21 protein-coding genes are annotated in these 21,158 nt (G+C 65.8%); 8 read left to right on the forward strand and 13 right to left on the reverse strand.

All coding sequences use genetic code 11. The features are described 5' to 3' along the window. Window positions 1-77 precede the first annotated feature (77 nt). From B2747_RS03720 to B2747_RS03730, 3 genes are all read right to left on the reverse strand, one after another. Entirely contained in the window at window positions 78-2,192 is a 2,115-nt protein-coding gene (locus B2747_RS03720; RefSeq protein WP_291157009.1) for an outer membrane protein, read from the reverse strand. A gap of 245 nt (window positions 2,193-2,437) precedes the next feature. Beyond that, window positions 2,438-3,136 (reverse strand): LytR/AlgR family response regulator transcription factor, encoded by a 699-nt coding sequence (locus B2747_RS03725; protein WP_291157011.1) that lies wholly within the window; start codon window positions 3,134-3,136, stop codon window positions 2,438-2,440. After that, window positions 3,133-4,944, reverse strand: a complete 1,812-nt coding sequence (locus B2747_RS03730; protein ID WP_291157013.1) for a histidine kinase — start codon at window positions 4,942-4,944, stop codon at window positions 3,133-3,135. Before B2747_RS03730 ends, B2747_RS03725 begins: the two co-directional genes overlap by 4 nt. 251 nt (window positions 4,945-5,195) lie before the next feature. On the opposite strand from B2747_RS03730, the gene B2747_RS03735 reads away from it, so the two are divergent. Further along, a complete protein-coding gene (locus B2747_RS03735; protein ID WP_291157015.1) occupies window positions 5,196-6,656 on the forward strand; it encodes an alpha/beta fold hydrolase in 1,461 nt (486 codons plus the stop codon). Between the two features lie 36 nt (window positions 6,657-6,692). Here the strand turns inward: B2747_RS03735 and B2747_RS03740 are convergent, their stop codons facing one another. Both B2747_RS03740 and B2747_RS03745 read right to left on the reverse strand, forming a co-directional pair. Beyond that, window positions 6,693-7,760, reverse strand: coding sequence for an aldo/keto reductase (locus B2747_RS03740; protein ID WP_291157017.1), 1,068 nt, complete (start codon window positions 7,758-7,760; stop codon window positions 6,693-6,695). Continuing rightward, window positions 7,757-8,104: a TIGR04076 family protein gene (locus tag B2747_RS03745; RefSeq protein ID WP_291157019.1), complete on the reverse strand. Its 348-nt coding sequence runs from the start codon at window positions 8,102-8,104 to the stop codon at window positions 7,757-7,759. The genes B2747_RS03740 and B2747_RS03745 overlap by 4 nt, the downstream gene beginning before the upstream one ends. A gap of 125 nt (window positions 8,105-8,229) precedes the next feature. Between B2747_RS03745 and B2747_RS03750 the strand changes: the two genes are divergently transcribed. Then, window positions 8,230-9,102 carry a sulfite exporter TauE/SafE family protein gene (locus tag B2747_RS03750; RefSeq protein WP_291157021.1) on the forward strand — a complete coding sequence of 291 codons (873 nt, stop codon included), beginning with the start codon at window positions 8,230-8,232 and terminating at the stop codon, window positions 9,100-9,102. Window positions 9,103-9,135: 33 nt separating this feature from the next. Here the strand turns inward: B2747_RS03750 and B2747_RS03755 are convergent, their stop codons facing one another. Next, complete coding sequence (locus B2747_RS03755; protein WP_291157023.1) at window positions 9,136-10,758, reverse strand: ABC-F family ATP-binding cassette domain-containing protein; 1,623 nt, start codon at window positions 10,756-10,758, stop codon at window positions 9,136-9,138. Window positions 10,759-10,800: 42 nt separating this feature from the next. After that, complete coding sequence (locus tag B2747_RS03760; RefSeq protein WP_291157026.1) at window positions 10,801-11,775, reverse strand: SGNH/GDSL hydrolase family protein; 975 nt, start codon at window positions 11,773-11,775, stop codon at window positions 10,801-10,803. A gap of 212 nt (window positions 11,776-11,987) precedes the next feature. Between B2747_RS03760 and B2747_RS03765 the strand changes: the two genes are divergently transcribed. The 3 genes from B2747_RS03765 (at window position 11,988) to B2747_RS03775 (ending at window position 14,213) form a co-directional block, all read left to right on the forward strand. Next, window positions 11,988-13,205 (forward strand): hypothetical protein, encoded by a 1,218-nt coding sequence (locus tag B2747_RS03765; RefSeq protein WP_291157028.1) that lies wholly within the window; start codon window positions 11,988-11,990, stop codon window positions 13,203-13,205. 151 nt (window positions 13,206-13,356) lie between these two features. Beyond that, entirely contained in the window at window positions 13,357-13,698 is a 342-nt protein-coding gene (locus B2747_RS03770; RefSeq protein WP_291157029.1) for an ArsR/SmtB family transcription factor, read from the forward strand. Further along, the gene (locus B2747_RS03775; protein ID WP_291157030.1) at window positions 13,695-14,213 is read left to right on the forward strand and encodes an SRPBCC domain-containing protein; all 519 of its coding nucleotides are present in this window, start codon (window positions 13,695-13,697) and stop codon (window positions 14,211-14,213) included. The genes B2747_RS03770 and B2747_RS03775 overlap by 4 nt, the downstream gene beginning before the upstream one ends. On the opposite strand, the gene B2747_RS03780 is transcribed toward B2747_RS03775, so the two are convergent. Beyond that, window positions 14,200-14,640: a helix-turn-helix domain-containing protein gene (locus tag B2747_RS03780; RefSeq protein WP_291157031.1), complete on the reverse strand. Its 441-nt coding sequence runs from the start codon at window positions 14,638-14,640 to the stop codon at window positions 14,200-14,202. The two genes, B2747_RS03775 and B2747_RS03780, sit on opposite strands and share 14 nt — an antisense overlap. A gap of 72 nt (window positions 14,641-14,712) precedes the next feature. Here B2747_RS03780 and B2747_RS03785 point away from each other — a divergent pair, with 72 nt between their 5' ends. After that, window positions 14,713-15,210 carry a DUF2938 domain-containing protein gene (locus tag B2747_RS03785; protein ID WP_291157032.1) on the forward strand — a complete coding sequence of 166 codons (498 nt, stop codon included), beginning with the start codon at window positions 14,713-14,715 and terminating at the stop codon, window positions 15,208-15,210. A gap of 88 nt (window positions 15,211-15,298) precedes the next feature. Here the strand turns inward: B2747_RS03785 and B2747_RS03790 are convergent, their stop codons facing one another. Continuing rightward, complete coding sequence (locus B2747_RS03790) at window positions 15,299-15,880, reverse strand: TetR/AcrR family transcriptional regulator (RefSeq protein WP_291157033.1); 582 nt, start codon at window positions 15,878-15,880, stop codon at window positions 15,299-15,301. Window positions 15,881-15,980: 100 nt separating this feature from the next. On the opposite strand from B2747_RS03790, the gene B2747_RS03795 reads away from it, so the two are divergent. Next, on the forward strand, window positions 15,981-16,466 hold the full coding sequence (locus B2747_RS03795; protein ID WP_291157035.1) for a DUF2141 domain-containing protein: 486 nt from the start codon (window positions 15,981-15,983) through the stop codon (window positions 16,464-16,466). Window positions 16,467-16,481: 15 nt separating this feature from the next. Continuing rightward, window positions 16,482-16,958 carry a DUF2214 family protein gene (locus tag B2747_RS03800; RefSeq protein WP_291157037.1) on the forward strand — a complete coding sequence of 159 codons (477 nt, stop codon included), beginning with the start codon at window positions 16,482-16,484 and terminating at the stop codon, window positions 16,956-16,958. A gap of 26 nt (window positions 16,959-16,984) precedes the next feature. On the opposite strand, the gene B2747_RS03805 is transcribed toward B2747_RS03800, so the two are convergent. The 4 genes from B2747_RS03805 to B2747_RS03820 form a co-directional block, all read right to left on the reverse strand. Further along, window positions 16,985-17,953: a serine aminopeptidase domain-containing protein gene (locus B2747_RS03805; RefSeq protein WP_291157038.1), complete on the reverse strand. Its 969-nt coding sequence runs from the start codon at window positions 17,951-17,953 to the stop codon at window positions 16,985-16,987. A 62-nt stretch (window positions 17,954-18,015) separates the two neighbouring features. Further along, window positions 18,016-19,074, reverse strand: coding sequence for a MaoC/PaaZ C-terminal domain-containing protein (locus B2747_RS03810; protein ID WP_291157039.1), 1,059 nt, complete (start codon window positions 19,072-19,074; stop codon window positions 18,016-18,018). Window positions 19,075-19,134: 60 nt separating this feature from the next. Next, window positions 19,135-19,905, reverse strand: coding sequence for a LytR/AlgR family response regulator transcription factor (locus tag B2747_RS03815; protein ID WP_291157041.1), 771 nt, complete (start codon window positions 19,903-19,905; stop codon window positions 19,135-19,137). A gap of 5 nt (window positions 19,906-19,910) precedes the next feature. Beyond that, window positions 19,911-21,032 (reverse strand): sensor histidine kinase, encoded by a 1,122-nt coding sequence (locus B2747_RS03820; RefSeq protein ID WP_291157043.1) that lies wholly within the window; start codon window positions 21,030-21,032, stop codon window positions 19,911-19,913. Window positions 21,033-21,158 lie beyond the last annotated feature (126 nt).

Consider the following 21,158-nt stretch of genomic DNA (forward strand, 5'->3'; position numbering starts at 1 on the left):
GCAGTACATCTGTCGCCCCTGTGCCAAGCGGGGATACCCGTAATCTAACCCGGGTAGCCCCGCCAAATCGTCTGTCCTCAGCGACCGCGTCGCACGCCCACCAGAAGGCGCGTGCTGTTGAAGAGGTTGATGCCTTGCACTTCCACGTTCACCAAGAGCGGACTGCGGGAGGTGCTGCGCACTGGAAAACTGGAACCCACCGCGGTGTTGAGGCCGAGGACGGTGGGTGAATAGATGCCGCCACCAAGCGTGAGGTAGGGTCGCACACTGCGCATGCCGCCGAGCGCGGCGAGTTCATACTGCGCGTTCGCGAAGGCCAGCAGCGAGACATCCCCTCCGCCGATGCCCACCGCCAACTCCGGCATGAAGTGCCAGCCGCTGTTGCGGCGTACCGGGCCAAGATCGGCACGTGAACCGATCACGAACTGCCCATCTCCGTCATCGAAGGCAAGTCCGATGTAGGGACGCAGGTCACTGGCGCGTGTTTGCTGAAGGCGTTGGAACACCGGCGTGTTGTCCCGCTCAGGTGTCGTAGCGGCTGGCAACAGGACCACTGGAGGCGCGGCCGCAGGCGGGACGGCAGGCGTCACCGGAGCCGGCACGGCTGCCGGTACTGCTCGCTGCAACGCGTCGATGCGGGCTGAAAGACGTCGTTCGATCTCGCGAAGTTCTGCGGTGATATCCGGACCAGGCGGTGTGACCTGGGGCCGCATCACCGAATCCTGACGCATCTGCATGGAGTCCATTCGACGTTCCATGATGCTGTCCCGACCATCACGGCGCGGCGGATAGCCGTAGCGCAGAATGACTTCGCCCTGCACGGGGACGGGCACGGTGATCCAGCGCCCCTCGGCATCCATGCGACGCATGGGAGCCATGCGATCGTTCCGCGCGCTCGAGTCGCGCATCGCACGCAGACTGTCACGCGTGGCCTGCAATGAGTCACGGGTGGCGGGAAGAGCACGCGGCGGCTGTGCGCGCGGCATGGTGGACCGATTGCGTGTCGACGCGACAACACGTTCATCCTTGTCCGGGAGCGAACGCCCACCCAGGCTGATGGTGAAGCCGGCCGTCAGCATGGTGTTGTGCGTGAGGTCGCCGGTGCTGGCCACCTCGTCCAGATCGTCATCGAGCGTCATGATGTAGTCGCGGATGGCTCCGTTCACCCGGATGCGATCGGTCAGCCGAAAGCTTGCGCCACCGCCGAGGATGAACGCGGTCTTGTCGGCACGGGACAACCCCAAGGAATCCGCGAAGTTGTCCTTGTAGTCGATCTGTCCTGCGCCCACCACCAGATATGGCGAGAGGCCAGCGCCCGTGGAGAGCGTGAACTGGGCCTCGCCACCGTAGCCGGCCACAGGTGCTGGTCCGTCACGGTCGTCGTTCACCCCGCGCCAGTAGAAGCCACGGATGCCAAAGACCTGGGAGAAATCGATACCAGCGCGCACACCGGCCACCTCGAGGTTCGGCAAGCGATGGCCGCCGTCATAGCGCAGTCGACCCACGAACGGTTCGATCGGTGCACTGGAGCCGCTCAACCCACCGGTGTTGACTTCGTCTTCCCGCATGGTGCTGAGCGGAATGGTCACCGCGGCGCCGTATACGAGGTTGCGCAGCGTGGTGAGACTGGCGTCAGTGCTGGTATCGGGTCCGAACAACGTGCGTGGATTCATGCGGAAGCCCATCTGCTCCGCATAGATCTCCGCATTGAGTCCGGCGAATCCGAATCGCACGCCACCGCCGGCACTCACCGTGATGCGATCCTGCCGGGCAGCGGAATCGGGTTCGAAGCGTAGCACGCCGGCGCCAACGCGGGCGAAGGGTACGAATGCGGCATCACCGAGATTGAACTGCACGGTGCTGCCGTAGTGCTTTACATCAACCGAACGGCCGGTCGCGAGCGGACCGAACACCGAGTTGGCGCGTGCCGAGTCGACGGCGAGACCGTCACGCTGAAAGTAGAAGGGCTGCAGCTCGACCCATTTGCCGAAGCGCAGCGCCACCCGACCGCCGTACAGATAGTCATCGCGCAGCGGGAACGCATCCGCCCACTGGATGCGCTGCGCCGTGGGGAGAATGGACACGCCAACCTGTTGCGCGGGCAGCGCTTGACTGCCCATTACGGTGAGCGCGGACAGCAGTGCGACGCGCCGACTGCGCGTGGCACGTCGGAACCTGTGCGCATTGAACATGAGAGCACCGATGGTTTGGGAGGCAGCAGCGCGGTGCATCGGCAAATGGGTCGGCGCATGAGGTCGCCTGTTTGCCGTGCCGTTGCGCGGTACCGATCAACCGCCGGTATCTCGCCGCTTCTGCGGGGATGCGCACACGCGTCCAGCGTGCGTCTGCATGACCATCTGCATGATGGGCCCTCGGCGATGGCGGCGCATGGCTCCAAGGATGGAGGCGGGGCGGACCCATCCATCACATCGTGCCGCTATCCCAGGCGCTCCCGCAGCTGCTCCACGCGCGATCGGCCAACCGGCACAGCAAGGCCGTGGCGCAGGTACAGGGTATACCGGCTCCCGCTCTGCACCTCAAGACGATCCGCGTAAACAAGATTGACGAGATGGGATCGATGCACCCGATGAAACGATGCCGGGAGCAGCGATTCGAGCCGGTCAAGCGACTTGTCATGCAGCAGGCGTCGTCCATCACGGAGTTGCAGCAGACTGTAGTCACCGTCGGCCGTGATGCAACAGACATCCGCGACGTCGACGAACTGCACATTCGCACCGCGCCACACGCCGAGATGACGAAGCGCGCGCGTGGACATCCCTTGCCCTCGGGCGCGATCGAGCGCCTGCTGCAGGCGTTCACGGGTGAAGGGCTTGGGCACAAAGTCCACCACCCCGTGCGAAAAGGCTTCAAGTGCGCGCTCCGTGTACGCTGAGATCACGATGGTGTGGAAGGCGCAGGCTGCAGCCTGCTGCAGCACGGCAAAGCCGTTCTCTCCCCGCAGATTGAGATCGAGCAGCAGCACATCAATGGGGCGCGCTCGCAGCAAGTCGGCGGCGTCCTCTACACGGTCTGCCGTATGAATGCGGGCTCCTTTGCCCAGTATCTCGCGGCACAGGCGCTCCAGCCGCTGTCGGACGAGGGGCTCGTCTTCGACAATGAGTAAACGCTCACTCATACGACGCGCCCGTCCGTATCGTGCAGATGGCGCGCGGCGGTGTACGGCAGCGCAATCGTGGTCTGCCACCGTCCGTTGGATTCTCCCTGCTCGAGCCGCCACTGCGAGGGAAACGCCGCCTCGAGACTCGCCTCCACAAACTGCGTACCAGTGCCGCGAGCCGGTTCAGGTGCGGTCTCGCGTAGTGCGGCAGACTGTTTCGCCGCTGGGGTCCGCAGTGTCAATATCAACACGTCAGGGGTTCGGCGAACCGTCAACGTGAAATCCGGACCCGCTGTCGGTGCGTCCACCCCGCCGTGTGTCAGTCCGTTTTCAACGAGCGTGTGAAGAATGCCGGGGGGCAGCGCAACACCCTCAAGCAGGTCTTCCCCTTCCACGTCCAGACGCCGCGGCGCAGGCAGCGCCAGCGAAACAATGGCAAGATGTGTCTGACATAGCTGCAACTCACGCCGCGCCGCAATGAGCGAACGTGTGCTGGCTTCGGTCACCATTCGAAACTCATCACCGAGCAGATCCACGAGGCGACTGGCGCGCGAGGGGTCCACCTCGATGAGCTCTTGCAGCGAGGTCAGCGTGTTCATGAGCCAGTGCGGTTGAATGCTCTTGCGCAGCAGCGCGCTGGTGAGTCGCACGCGGCTGTTCTCGAGGGCCAGGGCCCTGGCTGCAATCTCGCGCTGGTGGGTTGCATGCCCCAGCAGCACAACAGCCATGATTACCGCCAGGGATATGGTGTACAACCCGTCGATATAGGCCGACGGGTCGAGCGCCGCGGCGACCAGTGCGGTGGCGATGAGCGCGGCGACCGTGTCGGGCGATGTCCGAGGCCGCGTGTCAGATGCGCGCCCCGCGAGTCGTGCCGTGCGCACCGTGATGAACAGCGACAGCGAGAGTCCCATCATGTGGAGCAACCACACCGTCGCATCGAAGTGCGCGAGGCCCAGTACGAATGGGAGCCCGATCAGCGCCGCAATACCGACTGACCAGGGCGGCCGCAGGAACCAACGAGGCGTGGAGAAGCGCGAGGCGAAATAACCGACCATCAGGCCCATCGTGAGTGCCGTCAGCGCCAGAACAACTGACAGACGCAACCCGTGCCACGGATAGGCATAGCCCACGAGAGCGCGCCAGCCCTCGGCCATGCTCAGGAGCACACCACTGCCGGCCATGCTGAGCAGCAGACCACTGGACTGGCTCGGCTTTGGTGACCCCAGGAGAATCACGGCCACATAGCATGCGCCAGCCAACACGCAGCCCATGGCCATGAGCGGAATCAGCCAGGCGCGATACGGCGCCGCCAGGAGTGCGTCGTACGCGGCGACCCGAACGCGCGCATCGCTCGAGCGGAGGGACGTCGCCAACCCGTGACTCGAGGCGACGAGTCGCAGTTCGTGTGTGCCCGGCTGCGAGAAGCCCGACGGAACGGGCACCACCCAATCCACGCGACCCGGCCTTTCGCTCGCGCGATCGTTGCCGGGTTGCCCATTGGGCGGCAGCGCGACGCCATCCCAAGAAGCCGTGAAACCCGCGCGCAGAGCGATGTGCACCCCAAGCGGTACCGCGGCATCGGCGTCGGCAATCTGAAACTGGTACCGCAGCTCGTAGGGCCCCCGCCACCCAACCAGCACGGCATCATCAAATGACCTCCACGGTGCCTCGCCGACGCGCGCGTTCCCTTCCGGCGCCATGAGTCGCATCTCGCGGCGTGCTACCGGAACACCGGCCGGGGGCGTGGCAAGCCAGTGGGCCATCCACAACAGGCCGGCGAGACCCGAGGCCACCAGTCCGAGACGGACGCGCGAACGAACCATGCCGCGAATGTAATTGCACGGCGGACCCTGCATGAGACGTTCATCGGCCTCGCAGAGCCGTTGGGCGACGTGGTTCGCACACTCCGCCGGTCCAGTGCCAGCATACGAGGCACAGTCTTCGACGGAGTCACTCCATGCCTGCGCGTTTCTGCTGCGTCTCCAGTCCCGGCGATACGTCCCGGTGTTGCGCGTTCAATTCGCTCCGGCGCGCTGCCGATCCGCGCCCACGAATCGTCGGTCTCCTGCTGGCGATGGCCATCTCTGCCTCGGCCACCATGACCAGGCCGGTCAGCGCACAGCGTTCGCCGTCGACACCCAACCTCACGCTTGAACCGTTCACGCTGGCCACCCGCGGGCATGGCGAGGTGCCAGCCGAGTTGGGCAGTGTGAACGTGCCGCGCCATCACGAAGACCCAACCGGGCCGTCGATGGTATTGCGTTTTGTGCGACTCAAAGCCGTGGGCGTAGCCACCGCGCCGCCCGTGGTCTATCTGGCTGGCGGCCCTGGTGGATCAGGCATTGATGCCGCACGAGGCGTCCGATGGCCCGTGTTTGATGCCGTACGTCAGCATGCGGACGTGATCCTGCTCGACCAGCGTGGCACCGGACGCTCTGAACCGCCCCCACCCTGCCCAGGAACATCGCAGCCGATATGGCCCGTCGTTCGTGCCCTCGGGCCATCAGAGGCCGCCACCATCATGAAGGCCGAAGCGGCGCGCTGTGTGAACGCCTGGCGCAAGCAAGGCGTGGATCTCGCGGCCTACACCACCATACAGAGCGCACACGACGTGGAGTTGGTACGTCAGGCGCTTGGCGTCCCACAGATCAGCCTCTGGGGCATGAGCTATGGTACGCACCTCGCGCTGGCCGTCGTGCGAGCGTATCCCGCGCAGGTGGCGCGCGTGGTGCTCATGGGTACGGAAGGCCCCGACCATACGCTCAAGTCACCACTCGAAGCGGATCGACTCATTGATCGCCTGCACCGCTGGGCTGGACGCGACCGCGCGGCGCAGGTGCACACACGCGACCTGTGGTTTGTGCTGCGTCGGGCGCTGGAACGTCTCGAGTCGGCGCCATTGGTCGTGCGAATTCCCGGTGCCCCGATGGAGGCACCACCTGTCCACCTCGGTACCTTCGACCTGCAACTGGTGGTGGCGGCCATGATCGGGCGCACGCAAACCAGTTCGCTGCTGCCGGTGATGCTGGGCGCGCTGCACCGCGGGGATCCGAGCCTGTTTGCACAGTTTGCCTGGCAGGTGCGCAGTCAACTCGCGCGGTTCTCGGCCATGCCGCTGGTCATGGACGTGGCATCCGGTGCCTCACCCGCTCGCCGCACAGCGGTCCTGCGCGATCAGCAGCAAAGTGTTCTGGGCGAAGCGCTCAACTTTCCGTGGCTCACGCTTGGTGAGGACCTGGGCCTGCCTGACCTCGGTGACGGATTCCGTGCCCCCGTCACCAGCGATGTGCCCGCCCTGTTTGTGAGCGGTACCATGGATGGCCGCACGCCGGTATCCAATGCGCGCGAGGTCATGCAGGGGTTCCGGAATGCCCGGCATCTGATACTCGATCAGGCCGGACACGATGACGACCTGTGGACCTCCTCTGCCACCATTGCGCAGCGGCTGTCGCGCTTCTTCGCGGGCGAGTCGGTCCGCGGGGGAACGCTGCGCACGAAGCTGCTTCGCATCCCCGCGCGGCCGCCGGGCGCATGAGGTATGCGAAGGAACGCCGCGGCCGGCAGTCCGCCGCTACGAGTCCAACGTGTCGTTGCCGGCCGCCGCGTTCAGATTGTACCGGATGATGCCCGCATGCACGCTCGAGGGGTCGCGCTCGGCGTCATACACATCACCAGCCGGAAGGGAAAGCGTGTCGAGTACCTCGCGCAGCTGTGCGTGATCGTCGGCGGTAAGTGCGAGTCCGAGTGTGGCCAGCGTGCGACGGGCGCTGGCCTCACCACGAAAGCCCACAATCACCGCGCCCACGCCGGGCTGGTCGAGTACCCAGCGCTGCGCGACGTTGGCGATACCGACAGCATGGCGACTCGCGATGTCGGCCAGCACCTCGAGGAGCCGCTGGAAGGCCGCCCAGCCGCCGCAATCGTCGATGATCAACCGATACTTGACCAGTGAACGATTCTCGAGATCGTCAGTCGGCGCGCTCGCTCCGCGCCACGCCTCACCCAGAAATCCACCCGCCACCGACCCATAACACAACAGCTGCAGGCCACGAGCCACGGCGAGGGGCGCCAGCGACGACGCGGGACGTCGATCAAGTACCGAGTATTGCACCTGCGTCGCCACCAGAGGAATGCCGGCGTCAAGCAGCGCGCGCGTCTGGTCGGTATTGGTGTTGGTGAGTGCCATGTGGCGGATCTTGCCGGCCTGGCGCAGCTCGTCCAGATAGCCCGCCACCTCCAGCATGCCCGGCACCTCGTATCGCCACCAATGAAATTGCACCAGGTCCAGGGCCTCGGTGCGCAGTCGCGCAAGTGAGCGGTCCACGATGCGCGTCACATAGGCGCGATCCACCGTGCTCAGCGCATCACGATCGGGCACGAACTTGGTGTGTACCTGAATGCGGCGCCCCGGCCGCGCGGCGCGATAGTCGCCAATGAGCGACTCCACGCCGGTGTAGATGTCGGCACAATCCAGTGTATCGCAGCCATGCGCCGCCAGCATGTCCCAGGTGCGAAACAGGGCGCCCTGATCCAGGGTCTGTTGGGAGTGCCCTTGAGAGAGCTGCCACGCGCCGGCAATGACCGGTGGAATATCGTAGCCCGCTGCGAGCAACCGGCGAGGCGTCACATGCGTGGTCATGCCGAAGCGCCGGGCAGTGCTTCGCCGCTCTCCTCGGAGTGCCGCAGCGTGCGCGTTGTCGTGCGGGAAATGCGAAACACCGCGCCGCAATGCACATCGGGACAGGCGATGTCACTGTCGGTGGTCATCCAGTCATTGGGATGCGTGGGGCGCTGCTTGGCTGGCAGGAGGGGCAGCAGCGCCGCCATGGCATACAGCGGGAATCCCTGACCGGCCGGCATGCTGATGGTGCCGGACTTCACCTCGAAGTAGTCGCCGATGCGCTCGCGGCACATCATGCGTCCACGATTGGCCACCACCTCCACGCGGAGGTCGTACAGGGTGAATTCGTCGTTGCTGCTCATGGCTCCCTCGTGCCGGTGTCAGTGGGCATGCTCCCGGGCTATGCTAACGGCTGGCCCCCTGCCTCAGCAATGCAACGCGTCCGCAGCGCAGCAAGGCTGCGCGATACACGGTAGCTTGGTGCTCCATGCCGGATATTCGCCTGCTGCTCCTGTCCGCCCTCGGGCTGCTCTCCGCACTCTTCGTGTGGCACTGGTGGCGTTCGCTCAGAGGCCACGGCACAGAGCGCCTTCGGCCAACATGGGTGCAACTGCTCATCGGGTTTGCGGTGAGCTTTCTCGACACCCTCGGCATCGGCTCCCTCGCCACCACCACCACGCTGTTCAAGGCACTGCGCATGGTGCCCGACGAGCGGCTGCCCGGCACCATGATCGTCGGGCTCACACTCACCGTGGCCACGCAGGCGTTCATCTTCATCGCCAAAGTGGATATCGATCCGCTGCTGTTGCTGCTCATGATCAGCACCGCGCTGTTCGGTGGTTGGCTTGGCGCCGGTATCGTGTCTCGGCTACCGCGTCGGCCCATCCAGGTTGGGATGGCTGTGGCCCTGCTGGTGGCCGCGCTGTTCATGACAGTGTCGCAACTGGGCCGCATGCCGGAGGGAGGCACGGCCCTCACACTGGACGGCGGCGCGCTCTGGCTGGCACTTGGGGTGAATCTCGTGCTGGGCGCGCTCATCATGCTTGGCATCGGCAACTATGGACCGACCTTCGTGCTGCTGGCCGCCCTGGGCATGGACCCGCGCGCAGCCTTTCCGATCATGATGGGGAGCGGTGCGTTCGCCGCGCTCATCGGCGGCATCGCCTTCGTCAAACGGCAGCGACAGGTGAACCAACCCGCACTCGGTCTGGTGCTGGGCGGCATTCCCGGCGTCGTGGTGGCGGCGCTGCTGGTCACCAACCTGCCCATTGCGGCGCTTCGCTGGCTGGTCATCGGCGTGGTGGTGTATGCCGCCCTCACCATGATACGCGACGCCATGCGGCCGCCGCAGCGGCCGTGAATCCGGCCGCTGCGTGAAGGGCCGCAACGCGGGTCAGCGCACCGCCAGCCGCTTCCGCTCCACCGTCTCTTCCCAGTCCGCAAATGGCCCGTCGAAGTCCTTGAGCTTCGGACCGTCGAACCACCAAACGCGCGTGGCCACCTCGCGCAGGAACGCACGGTCGTGGCTCACGATCAGCACCGTGCCTTCGTACTCCTCCAGCGCGTCCTCGAGTACCTCGATGTTCTCGACATCGAGGTGATTCGTGGGCTCGTCCAGTACGAGCAGGTTTGCGCCGGACAGCGTCATGAGCGCCATGGCCATGCGGGCGCGTTCGCCACCGCTCAGCGTGCGGATCTCGCGGAACACTTCTTCGCCACTGAAGCCGAAAGCCCCCAGGTGATTCTGCACCGACCCGCGGCTCCAGAGCGGACGCTGCGCCTGGATGGCGTCGAACATGGACAGGTTGAGCGGCAGGTCGCTCAGGTCCTGACGGAAGTATGCCGGCGTGATGGAACTACCGACACGCGCCTGACCGCCAGAGGGCGCGCGGTCTCCCATGATGCTCGCAATGAACGAGGACTTGCCGGCGCCGTTCGGACCGACCAGCGCCACGAAGTCGTTGCGGCGCAGCACCGCCGTGAAGTCCTCCACCAGCACCCGGCCGGGGACTTCCACGCGCAGGTCCTTGATGTCGATGACCTGATCACCGCCGCGCTCGGCCACCTTGAACTCGAGCGACATGGCCGCCGGATCACCGGGAGGCGGCGCCAAACGCGGCAGGCGCTCGAGACGCTTGCGCTTGCCCTTGGCCTGAAAGGAGTTCACACCGGCGATGTTGCGACGGATATACTCCTCTTCCTTCTTCACATACGCACGCTGCTTCTCGAGCTCGCGCTCACGCGTGAGGCGACGTTCGGCACGCTGCGGTACGAACTGGCTGTAGTTGCCTTTATACGACTCGCAGGACTTGGCCTCGATGTGCAGAATGTTCGTGCAGATGGCATCGAGAAACGCACGGTCGTGTGACACCACCAGCACCGTTTCATCGCACTCCTTGAGCCAGTCCTGCAACCACGCAATGGTCTCGAGATCGAGATGGTTGGTGGGCTCGTCGAGCATCAGCAGGTCGGCTGGCGCAATGAGCTGCGCCGCCAGACCCACACGCCCGCGTTCTCCACCGGACAGCGTGGACACGAGACGCGTCTTCGATTCCTCGGCATCGAAACCAAGACCCTGCAGCACCGCGTCCACGCGCGAGTGGTAGATGTAGCCGCCCAGATCGGCAAAGCGCTCCTGGTCGCGGCCGAACTGCTCCAGCATGGCGTCCGTGACCTTGTCACCCAGCTCACCCAGCTGCATGGCCTGCTCAGCGATGCGCTGCTCGAGCGCGATGACCTCACGCCACGCGGCGGCTCCCGCCTCCCAGACCGTGGTCGCCCCCTCGAACGCGCGGTGCTGGTCGAGCAGGGCGTGTCGCATGCCGGGCTTGCGCGCCACACTGCCGGTGGTGGGCTGCCGGTCACCCGTGATGACGCCAAAGATGGACGTCTTGCCCGCCCCGTTGCGCCCGATGATGCCCCAGCGTTCGCCTTCGGCCACGGTGAAAGTGATGTCCTTGAGCAGCTCGGTGGCGCCGAAGGAAATGCCGATGTTGGAGCAGGAGATGAGGGTCACGCGCGCACGGAGTTTTCGGGGAAAGCCACGGAAACCCGAAAGCTAATGCCTCCGCTGCCGCCACCCCACGAGACCGAGCCCGAGCGCCGACACAACCAGAAGCGACGCGCTGGCCGGCTCGGGAACCTGGACCGGCAACTGCGCCACTGCATAACGGGCCATGGCCTGCGAGACTTTCGGATTGCGGTGCACGGTGTCGAACAACAGGTAGGGACTGTCCAGATAGGGGTCGCCCGCCGTGGTGGCGGCAATGGCTGCTTCGAGGCAGGCGGCGTCGGTATTACAGCTGCCAAAGCTCGTGATACCCAGCCCGGCCAGATACCCGGGGGCCAGCAGCACCGTTTGATTGAACACGCGGGTGTCGAGTACCGTCAGTGTGATGCCGCTGATGCTCGACAGGCCGCCAAGCAGGGCCGCGTTGTAGGCGAGAAACGGGTCGACGGCGCCACCCAGTGTTTGCACCAGAAAGTTGGTGGCGCCCGCATTGACCAGGCGCTGGATCTGTGACACCGCGGCGCCGGCCACGACGCCGGCCTGCGCGGTGGTGCGGCCGAAGAAATCGAAATCGTTGGATCCGATGTTGATGACGTACAAGGCATCGGACGGCAGCACACTGCTGTAGTCGGTGAGCGCCGACGTCACCTGCGAGCTGAAATAGAGCGCGGTCTGCGCCCGTAGTGTGCCTGGAGTTGGAGCCGCTTCCCCAGCGAGTGGGCCCACCCAACCGAAGCCATAGGCGTAGTTCTGACCTCCGGCCAGCGAAGGCATGGCGTCGTGGCCGAGCGCCTGGGCCAGATAGTCGGAGAACGCCGGTCCAGACTGCCAGCGCCCGTCGTAGTAACCCTTGTCTGCGGTCGGCGCTGCGGGGTGGTTCTTCAGATCATCGTCCAACAGCCAATTGCCGGTGTCGAGTGCACTGGTCCCGAAGAAGAACACGTCAGAGTAGAGCGGCTGGGCGAGCACCGGCGCAGCGGGCAATACCAGCGCAACCAGAGCGAACAACAGTCGGCGAAACATGCGGGCCTCGTGCACAGGGGGAGCAGAACGTGAACGGCGCAGGGCCAGGGTCCTGCACGGACGTATGCATTCACGCGAGAAATTCCTGCGTTTCGGCTCATGCGCTGCGCATATCAGGAACCATCACCGCGCCCCGTGATTTTTACCGACGTCACAGACCGTCGTGCGTTCGGGCACGATGACCGACTGCGACCCGCCCCATCCGCTGTGTCATGTCGTCCTCGTCCGCGCGTTTCGCCTCGGCTCCGTCAGCCACATCGTCTGCTCACGCCCTGCCCTTCGCCCGACGGCGGCTGCGGCTTGGCATCACCGGGGTGGGGAGCTCCGTGCTGCTGGCTGGGGCGCTGCTGCTGGCCGTTTGGCAGGCGTGGATCCCGCTGGATGCGAGCTGGCGCATGCAGCCGGGACTCGGCGGCATCGCATTGTCGGTGTTCGCGCTGACGATGGCCGTGTATCTGGTGCATGCGCTGCTGTTGCTGCCGGTGGAGTATGCGGGCGGACGTCGTGCCATTCGACAGGTTCCGCCGCTCTCCATCTGGATGGGGTCATGGCTGCGCGGCGTGCTGGTATTGGCGCTGCTGTCTGCGACATCCATGGCGGCAGTGATCAGCGCCGGTATCGCTGGTGGCACGCGTGCCGCGGTGCTCACGACGGTTGGCGTGTCCATGCTGGTGTTGACGGCGCAGGGGCTGTTGGCACGATGGGTGAATCGCCTGCCGGTCCGCTCACTTCCCGCGGCGTTGAACGACGAAGTGAAGAACGCCGGTCTCGACGCGCGGGCCATCCGCGTGGTGGAGGCCGCAGACGAAGCGTTCGTGGGCGGATGGCTTGGGTCGCTGCGACCGACCTTGTGGATTCCGGCTCGCTGGACTGGCAGCGACATGCAGACCCTGCGTCGTGTGCAGTGGGTGCGCCGCGGCGTGCAACTGCGTTCCGGCGCGCGCATGCGCGGCTGGTGGGCGGCCGTGCTGTGGCCCGCGTTGGGCCTGTGGTTGAGCGTCTCGCTGCTGCCCTTTGGCTGGGACGATGCACGGCTGTGGGTGTCGTTGCCGGCGATGAGCACCGTGTGGTCGTTCGTGGCCGTGCTGTTGCTGCCGACGATGTCACGGCCGGCGGTCTATCACGCAGACGCCGAGGCGGCGCGCGTGGTTGGGGTGGAGGACACGGCGCGGGTCATTTCACAGCTCGACCAGTGGCAGGATGACGAGCCGGAACGCACGGCACTGGTGGAATCGATCTTTCATCCGGTGGCGTCAGCCGGCAACCGCGTGCGACGTCTGCACGATGACGCGACGGCAGAGAATCGCGGCGGCCATCAGCAGACGCGACTCACCCTGCTGTCCTCGCTGGTGACGGGCAGTGTGCTGGGCCGCGTGGTGCACTGCAATATCGGGCGGCCCGCACTCTGGGTGGTGTACCCGGGCGACTGAGCGCGCGGTACGGGGTATCGCGCGTCCACCTGGCTGAGTCTCGAGAGCCCATTCTGACCGAACGATGGCGGATTCCAATACTTAGGTATTTACAAAAGTGTTGGACGACCGTAGACTGCGTGCACCCACCCGTCTCTTGCCCCGTCCAGCCATGGCCCGAGCTGCAGTTGCCGATGCGGTGTTTGCCGCACTCTCCAATCCGACCCGACGCAAGGTGCTCGAACGACTGTCGGTCGGTCCGGCCACCGTCAGCGAACTGGCGGAACCCTTCGACATGCAACTGCCGTCCTTTGTTCAGCATCTCTCGGTGCTGGAGCGAAGTCGTCTGGTGACGTCGAACAAGCAGGGGCGCATTCGCACCTACGAGCTTACGCCAGAACGGCTCAAGCTGGCAGAAGACTGGCTCAGCGCACGCCGCGCGGTGTGGGAGTCCCGACTCGATCGATTCGAGCAGCACGTCCACCACCTCAAGACCAGAGAGGCGACACCGTGAGCGCGCCACAGAGCCCCACAGCGAGTACCACGTTTGCGTTCGACCCCAAGCGGGACTTCGCGATCGAGCGCTTCATCGATGCGCCCATTGCGCTCGTATGGGAAGCGCTGACGAAGCCGGAGCATGTCGCCGAATGGTACATGCCCAAAGCGTGGGGGCGGGTGGCGTACGCCGAGATGGATCTGCGACCAGGGGGCGCCTTTCGCGTCGACATTGCCGTAGGGGACGGCGCAGCGTTCCCCAACCTTGGTTGCTTTCTGGACGTCGTGCCGCAGCAACGGCTCGCCTGGACCTCCATGCTGTTTCCCGGTTATCGCCCGGCGGTGTTTGATGACATCCCCATCACCGCCATTGTTACCATGGAGGCTGTCGGACGCGGCACCCGCTACATCTTCACGGCCCTGCATCGCAGCGAAGCCGATTGCGAAGCCAACAGGACCTCAGGCTTCTACCAGGGGACGGAGATGGCGGTGGACCAGTTGGTGAATCACGTGCTGGTGCTCAATCGCGGGTAACGGGCCGCGTGCGCCCAGATGTTGCACTGGGCGATCTGGATGTGCGTTGCCTGACGCCGCGAATCAGTCGCTGAAACGTCGGGCAGGCCAGATGATGCTGTGCGCGACAGTCTGCAGCGTGTCGCAGGCCGTCGCGCATGGCCGTCAACCGCCGGATCTGCCGTGAGAACTCGTCGGCGCGCGCGCGCAGCAACGATCGGTCAACAGACAGCGTGCCGTCGGCCCCCAGCATCTGGCCGATCTCGTCGAGCGAAAGGCCGACCGATTGTCCAAGCGCGATGAATGCCAATCGATCCAGCACATCGTCGGCAAACTGCCGGCGCAGTCCGTGGCGTGAGGCGGACCGAATGAGGCCCAGGGATTCGTAGTGGCGCAAGGCCGAGGCGCGCAGACCCGTGTGGCGGGCCACTTCGCCGATGTCCATCATGGTGCTTGACCTCAAGTCGACTTGAAGTCGTATGCTGCCTCCGTCCGCCGTTTCCCGCAACCCGGAGGCCACATGTCCCTTGCCATACGTACCGCGCTCATCGGCGTGCTCGCCACCCTGTTCATGGACCTGTGGGGCATGCTGCGCGAGCCCCTGTTCGGATTCCCCCGTGCCAACTACCGGCTGATCGGGCGCTGGTTCGCCTACATGCCGCGCGGGCGATTCCGCCACGCGTCCATCGCCGCGTCGCCCTCGCTCCCGTATGAGCATGCCATTGGCTGGCTGGCACACTACGGCATTGGCCTGATGTTCGCCGCGTTGCTGGTGTGGTGCGGCGGCACCGACTGGCTTGAGCGACCCACACCCGGGCTGGCCATGGGTGTTGGCATGACCACGCTCGCCGCTCCGCTGTGTCTCATGCAGCCCGCCATGGGAGCGGGGTTTGCTGCGTCACGCACGGCGAAGCCGTGGGCCGCGCGCACACAAAGCGCCATCACGCACGCGATCTACGGGCTCGGGCTCTACCTCGCCGCATGGACGCTATCCCGATTGGCACCCCTGGCCGGCTGATGCGGCCGCAGCCCGACCCGCTCACTTCGGTCACCATCTCCCATTCACTTCGGATATCCCCATGCGCATCCCTGGGTCGTGGCACGCGTCACCGCGTGACCCGCGCCCGTTGAACCAACGCCTCGGCCGCACGCGCCGTGACCTCGCGAATCATCGCAGGCTCCATGAACAGCTGGTGCGCGTTCGCACGCAACGCCGAAAGTCCATGCACCAACGCCCACAAGGTGGCCACATCCACGGAATCCTCAGCCCCCGTGGCCTCACGGATGCCGGCGCGCAGGAGATCGAGCGTACGCGTCGCAATGGGCACGGTCTCCGGCCGCGCCGTCGCATCAACGGGCTGGAACATCAGCGCGAAGAGGCCCGGATGCGCATCGGCGAAGGCCACGTAGGTCTGACCCATGGCGGCGATCCGCTCCGTCGCCGTGTCACCTCGGACGTGCTGCAGCGACTCGGCGAGGCGCGCGAAGCCCTCGGCACTCAGCGCATCCAACAATGCGTCGCGATCGGCGAAGTGCCGGTACGGCGCGTTGTGAGACACGCCAAGCTGGCGCGCGAGGTCGCGAAGGCTCAGGGACGCCGGGCCGTTGCGTTCCAGTACCTCGCGCGCCGCCGACAACAACGCCTGGCGCAGGTCGCCGTGGTGATAGGGAGCCGCATGATCGCTCATCACGCAAAGCTGCCCTGCGGTGTTGACACCGTCAACATGCGGAATTTATGTTGTCAGTGCCAACATTAGCCCAAAGCACCACATCGTCTCCCCAGCTACCATGTCCGAATACGGTATTCGCCGCACTCCCTCCACCTGCCTGCCACGGCAACCACTGGCCACCATCCTCCTCGGCGTTTGCCTGGGGCTGTGCAGCAATCGCGCTGCAGCCCAGGCTCCCGCACCTGGCAGCTTGACTGTGGTGATCGAGGGGGGCCGCAATGTGCGCGGACAGTTGCGCGTCGCGCTGTATGACCGCGCCGAGGGCTTCCCCAGCGACCAGTCGCAGGCCCTGCGTACAACGCGAGTGCCCATGAAAGCCACCAGTGACAGTGTGCGCTTCACCGGTCTGCCCACCGGCCGCTACGCCGTGGCCGTGCATCACGACGAGAATGGCAATGAGAAACTCGACACGCGCCTTGGTTTGCCACAGGAGGGCTGGGCCGCCACCAACGACCCGCGACCTCGCTTGCGCGCGCCGCGTTTCCGCGAGGCGGAGATCGTCCATAGCGGTGACACGCGCGTCGTCGTGCGCCTCACCTACTGAACCGGAGCCCTCATCATGCTGCGACTCGTATTGGCCGTCCTGCACCTGCTGGCGCTGGGCATCGGCCTCGGCGCCATCTACGCGCGTGCCCGCCATCTCTCGGCGCTCTCAACGCCGGACCACGCGTCGGGGAGAACACTCGCACGGGTGTTTCATGCAGACAACTGGTGGGCCGTCGCAGCCATGCTCTGGGTGAGCACCGGCCTGTGGCGGGCCTTCGCCGGTACCGAAAAGGCCTCGGCGTACTATTGGGCACAGCCCGTGTTCTGGACGAAGATGGGTCTGCTCGGCCTGATTCTCCTGCTCGAGCTGTGGCCGATGATCACCCTCATTCGCTGGCGCGTGGCTGAAGCGCGCGGCCAACTGCCTGCCATGTCGGCGATGGCCGGTCATGCGCTCATCATGGCGCGCATCAGCCACGTGCAGATCGCGTTGAGCGTGGCCATGGTAGTGACCGCAAGCATGGTGGCGCGAGGTTACGGCGCGCGCTAGCACGCTGGACCGCGAGTCGACACCACTCAGCGCGGTCGCTGCTCCGCCAGCCACGCCAGACCACGCAGCACTCCACGCCGTACCATGAGCGTGTGCCCCTCGCCGGCGAGTTCTTCGTAGCGACCGGTAGGCGTGCCCTCAGCGGCCGCGCGAACCCGTGCAGCTGGAATAATGGGATCAAGTGCGGCGCCGATGAACAGCATGGGCGGCGCGCCGGGCACGGATACGGACGCGCCGCCGGCCAGACAGACCACCGCGGCAATGTGCGACGGTCGCGCCCGCGCCAGACTGGCCGCCGCCCCGGCGCCCATGGAGTGTCCCATCACGAACACACGCGTGGTGTCAATGCGCAATTCACGACGCAGCACGGCCAGCAAAGAATCGAAAGGCTCGGCCGACTGTACGAACGGCGTGGTGGTGGGCGATACCAGCACCAGCCCCTGCTCGGCAGCAAGACGCGCGGCAATGCCCTGCCCGTACGCGTCCACGAACATGTTCTCGTCGCCACCGGCACCGTGCAGTGCAAGCAGCACACCGAGCGGGCGCTTGGAGGCCACGAGGGCGGGGGCCGCCACCACGCGCATGGGGATGATCAGGTCATCGCGCACACGCAGGCTGCGTCGCGAGTCCCCGGGAAATGCCGAAAGGGCCGGCACCGCGGTGACGGAAGGCGAGGGCACACCGCTGGCAACGGCCAGCAGTTGAACCGACGAATCGATGGCCGCCACCGCCGCCGCAAAGCGTCCGCCAAAGAAGCTGAAGGTGGCACGATCAAACGTCCGATTCACCCGCATGCGGGTGGAGTCACTGATGCGCCCCAGTGAATCGGCAGCAGCGTAAGCGCGGTCCATACGCAGATAGGCGCGTGCCAGTGCTTCCCGCGCCTCACTGGCCGGCGTCGACACACCAGATGCCGTGCCCTGCGCCATCAGCGCAGGCTGATGGACCCCAATGATCGCCAACGCCACGGCGACGCTGAGAAACGTTCGCCTCATGACGTCAGCAACAGACCCATCATCGGACCTCGCACCGCGGGGAAACCACGTCACCCCCGTACTCATGTTTCCTCGTTCCCCGCACCAAACGCCACCACCTGTCCACTCTCGTCCACCAGTTCGAACGCGTCCCCCTGCATGACGACCCGCAGCGTCTGATCGAGATAGGCCGGGCTCGCGAATGACATGGTGAATCGCACCAGTGGCCGGCCGTGCAAGGCCAGCTGTCGGATCATGGCGTTGCGCAAGCCGAGACCCTGGAGAAACGGACGCTTGACGCCAAACAGCTTGGCGGCCCACGCCGTCGTGTGCACCGGATTGAAGTCACCGGACACTTGGCCGAATCGCTTGCCCATGTCAGACGGAACGCGAATGGCGCCCACCACACTGCCGGGCTGCGTCGCGTCGAGTTGCGGGTCCTTGCGGCGCAGTTCGGCCAGCGTGCGCAGCAGCGCGCGCCCCGACTCAAGCCGCTCCAGATCCGCCTCAGGTACGTTGCGGATGATGAAGCGATCGTTCACCGTACCGAGCAAGTGTCCGCCGTCGTGGCGGGAGCGATGGATGGCAATGCGCAGCGCGATCATCGCCTTGCCGTCTCCGAGCTTCCAGGCTCCGCGCACGGACGCGTGCAGTTCCTGTCGGTCGGTGTTCACCCAGTCCAGTACACTGGCCCAGTGCTTGGTCTCGTGCTGCACATGCAGCAGATGCCGGAAGTTGATGCCCAGGTCAGCCAGGAGCCGTGTGTAGAGCAGAGTGCCGACACTCTGGTTGTACAGGTACGGCACCGGCACATCGGGGTCGCTGCGATCGCCCGTTTCGTTGAACAGTCGCTGCCATCGTGCACGCAGCGCCGGCGTGATGGTCACGGGCGCACCATACAAGCGCACGCCATCCGTACGCAGCCCGTGCGTGGCGCGCAGATTGCGCACGGTGGATGTCCAGTACGCCCAACGATAGTGCAACGCCTGCGTCACGCCTGGCAGCGGGAGCATGAGCGAGTCGGGAACGCGCTGCAGCGTGACACCGATGCCCGAGGTGAACGTGGAGAGACGCTGACCTTTCAGTCGCTCCACATGCGATGCCGATGATGGCCGCTCAGTTCTGGACGAGGGATCACTCATGTGACAGTCGACGTGTTGAATGCAGCGCAGCACCCGGAGCCTGGGCAACCCGGCCCGTTCCTATTTCCGGGACAATTTAGCGCCATGTGCCGCATCCTGCCGCAACCAGGCCCGCACCCGCGCAGCCTGACGGCGACTCACCGGCACCTGCTTCCCGGAGTGCAGCACGAGATGCAGACCGCCGCGTCCGCTGCGCAGCGCCTGCACCGCCCCCCGGCGCACGATCCACGAGCGATGCACGCGCAAGAACTCATCCGACGGGAGCGACGCCAGCAGCGTCGCCATGGATTGCCGCACGAGCCAGCGACGCGCTCCCACATGCACCGCCACATACACATCGTCGGCCTCCGCACAGTCCACCTGCTCGAGCGCCACCAGTTCCTCGGTGCGTCCGGTCCGCACGAGCAGCGGCACCGGAGACGTCGGAACGGGCGGCGCTGGCGGACAATGACGTGTCACATGCGCGCGAATACGCTGCAGCGCCCGATCGAGCTCCAGCATGGTGACCGGCTTGCAGAGGTAGTCCAGCGCCTCGGTAGCGAATGCCGGTACGGCGTAGCGGTCAAAGGCCGTGACGAACACCACGGCCGGCAGCGGCCGTGCGCCCACCTCGCGCGCCAGTTCGAGCCCCGACACACCGGGCATCTCGATGTCCAGCAACACGGCATCCACCATGTCGAGATGCGCCCGCGCACTGGCGGCATCGGCGCATTCGATCACCACGGCCACATCAGTTCGCAGGTCGAGCAGCTGGCGCAGCGCCCGGCGCGAGAGCGGTTCATCGTCCACCAGCATCAGCCGTAGTACCGCGTCCGTTGCCTGCTCCGCCATCGGCGTTACGCTGCCTCCCGGCGATACGGCAGCACCAGCGTGACCTCGACTCCGCGTGGCGAGACGCCGAGCAAATGAAGCGAGGCCCGCTCGCCATGCAAGGTGCCAAGGCGCGCGCGCGAGTTGGCCAGGCCATAGCCCAGCGCCGCCCGCTGCTCCCAGTCCGGCGAAAGCCCCGCGCCATCGTCGCGCAATGTCACACGTAAATCATCGCCCTCGACGCGGGCCACCAACTGCAACGCACCACTGTCGGCACGGTTGCGCAGACCATGTCGCACACTGTTCTCGACCAACGGCTGCAGAATCCACGCCGGTACCAACGCATCTGCCGCATCGGCTGGCACGTCGGCCGTGAACATCACCACGCGTCCAAGACGCATCTCCTCGATGCGTAGATAGTGGCCGAGCCGCGCGACCTCCTCGTGCAGTGGGACCTCGTGATGATCGCTGGCCCGCAGGGCGCTCCTGAGCAACACACTGAGCTGCTCGAGTGCCGACGCCGCGCGTGCCGACTCTCCGTCACGCACCAGCGCCGTGATGGCCGTGAGGGTGTTGAACAGGAAATGAGGCTGCAACTGAGCGCGCAGCGCTGTCAGCTGTGCGTCGCGCAGCGCCAGCATGAGCTGTTCCGCGTGCCGTTCCCGCTGCTCGAGCCGTACGCGCGTCACGGTGGCCTGACGAAAGGCCACCACGGCGCCGTACACCACCACACCGGCCGGAAGCAGCACGAGAAACCATTCGGCCACCACAAAGCCCACCAACGACCACGGCGCCGTACCGAGCAGTGCACTGCTCAGGAAGGCCGTAAAGGCCTGCAACGCGGTGAAGACCACGGCCCCTGACAGATGCAACCCCACATGCCAGGCCAGCCGACGGCCGCGGAGCGGCCAGCGGTCTGCCAGGCGCTCGACGACGGGCGTGAACAGCACCCAGGCGTACCAGATGGACAGCCCGATGAGCATGAGCTTCCAACTGGGTACACCCGGCTCGCGGGTTGCACCGAGCCGCTGGACGTACAACACTCCCATGAGAGCGGGCACGCTCCACACGGCGAGTCGTGTGCGGAGCCGCGCACCAGGCACGCGCACCGCAGCGTCCACCAATGGCGTGGCAACATCGTTGGCCATGCCGAAGTGTAGACGGCCCGCACACAACCGGACAGCCGCTCACGACATGAATGCTGCCGTTCGCCACACGGCGGGAGAGCAAGCGAATCACTGCCCCCGGGGCCACACGTACCGACAGGGATACGA

It is taken from the genome of Gemmatimonas sp. UBA7669 (genome assembly GCF_002483225.1).
Classification (GTDB): Bacteria; Gemmatimonadota; Gemmatimonadetes; order Gemmatimonadales; family Gemmatimonadaceae; genus Gemmatimonas.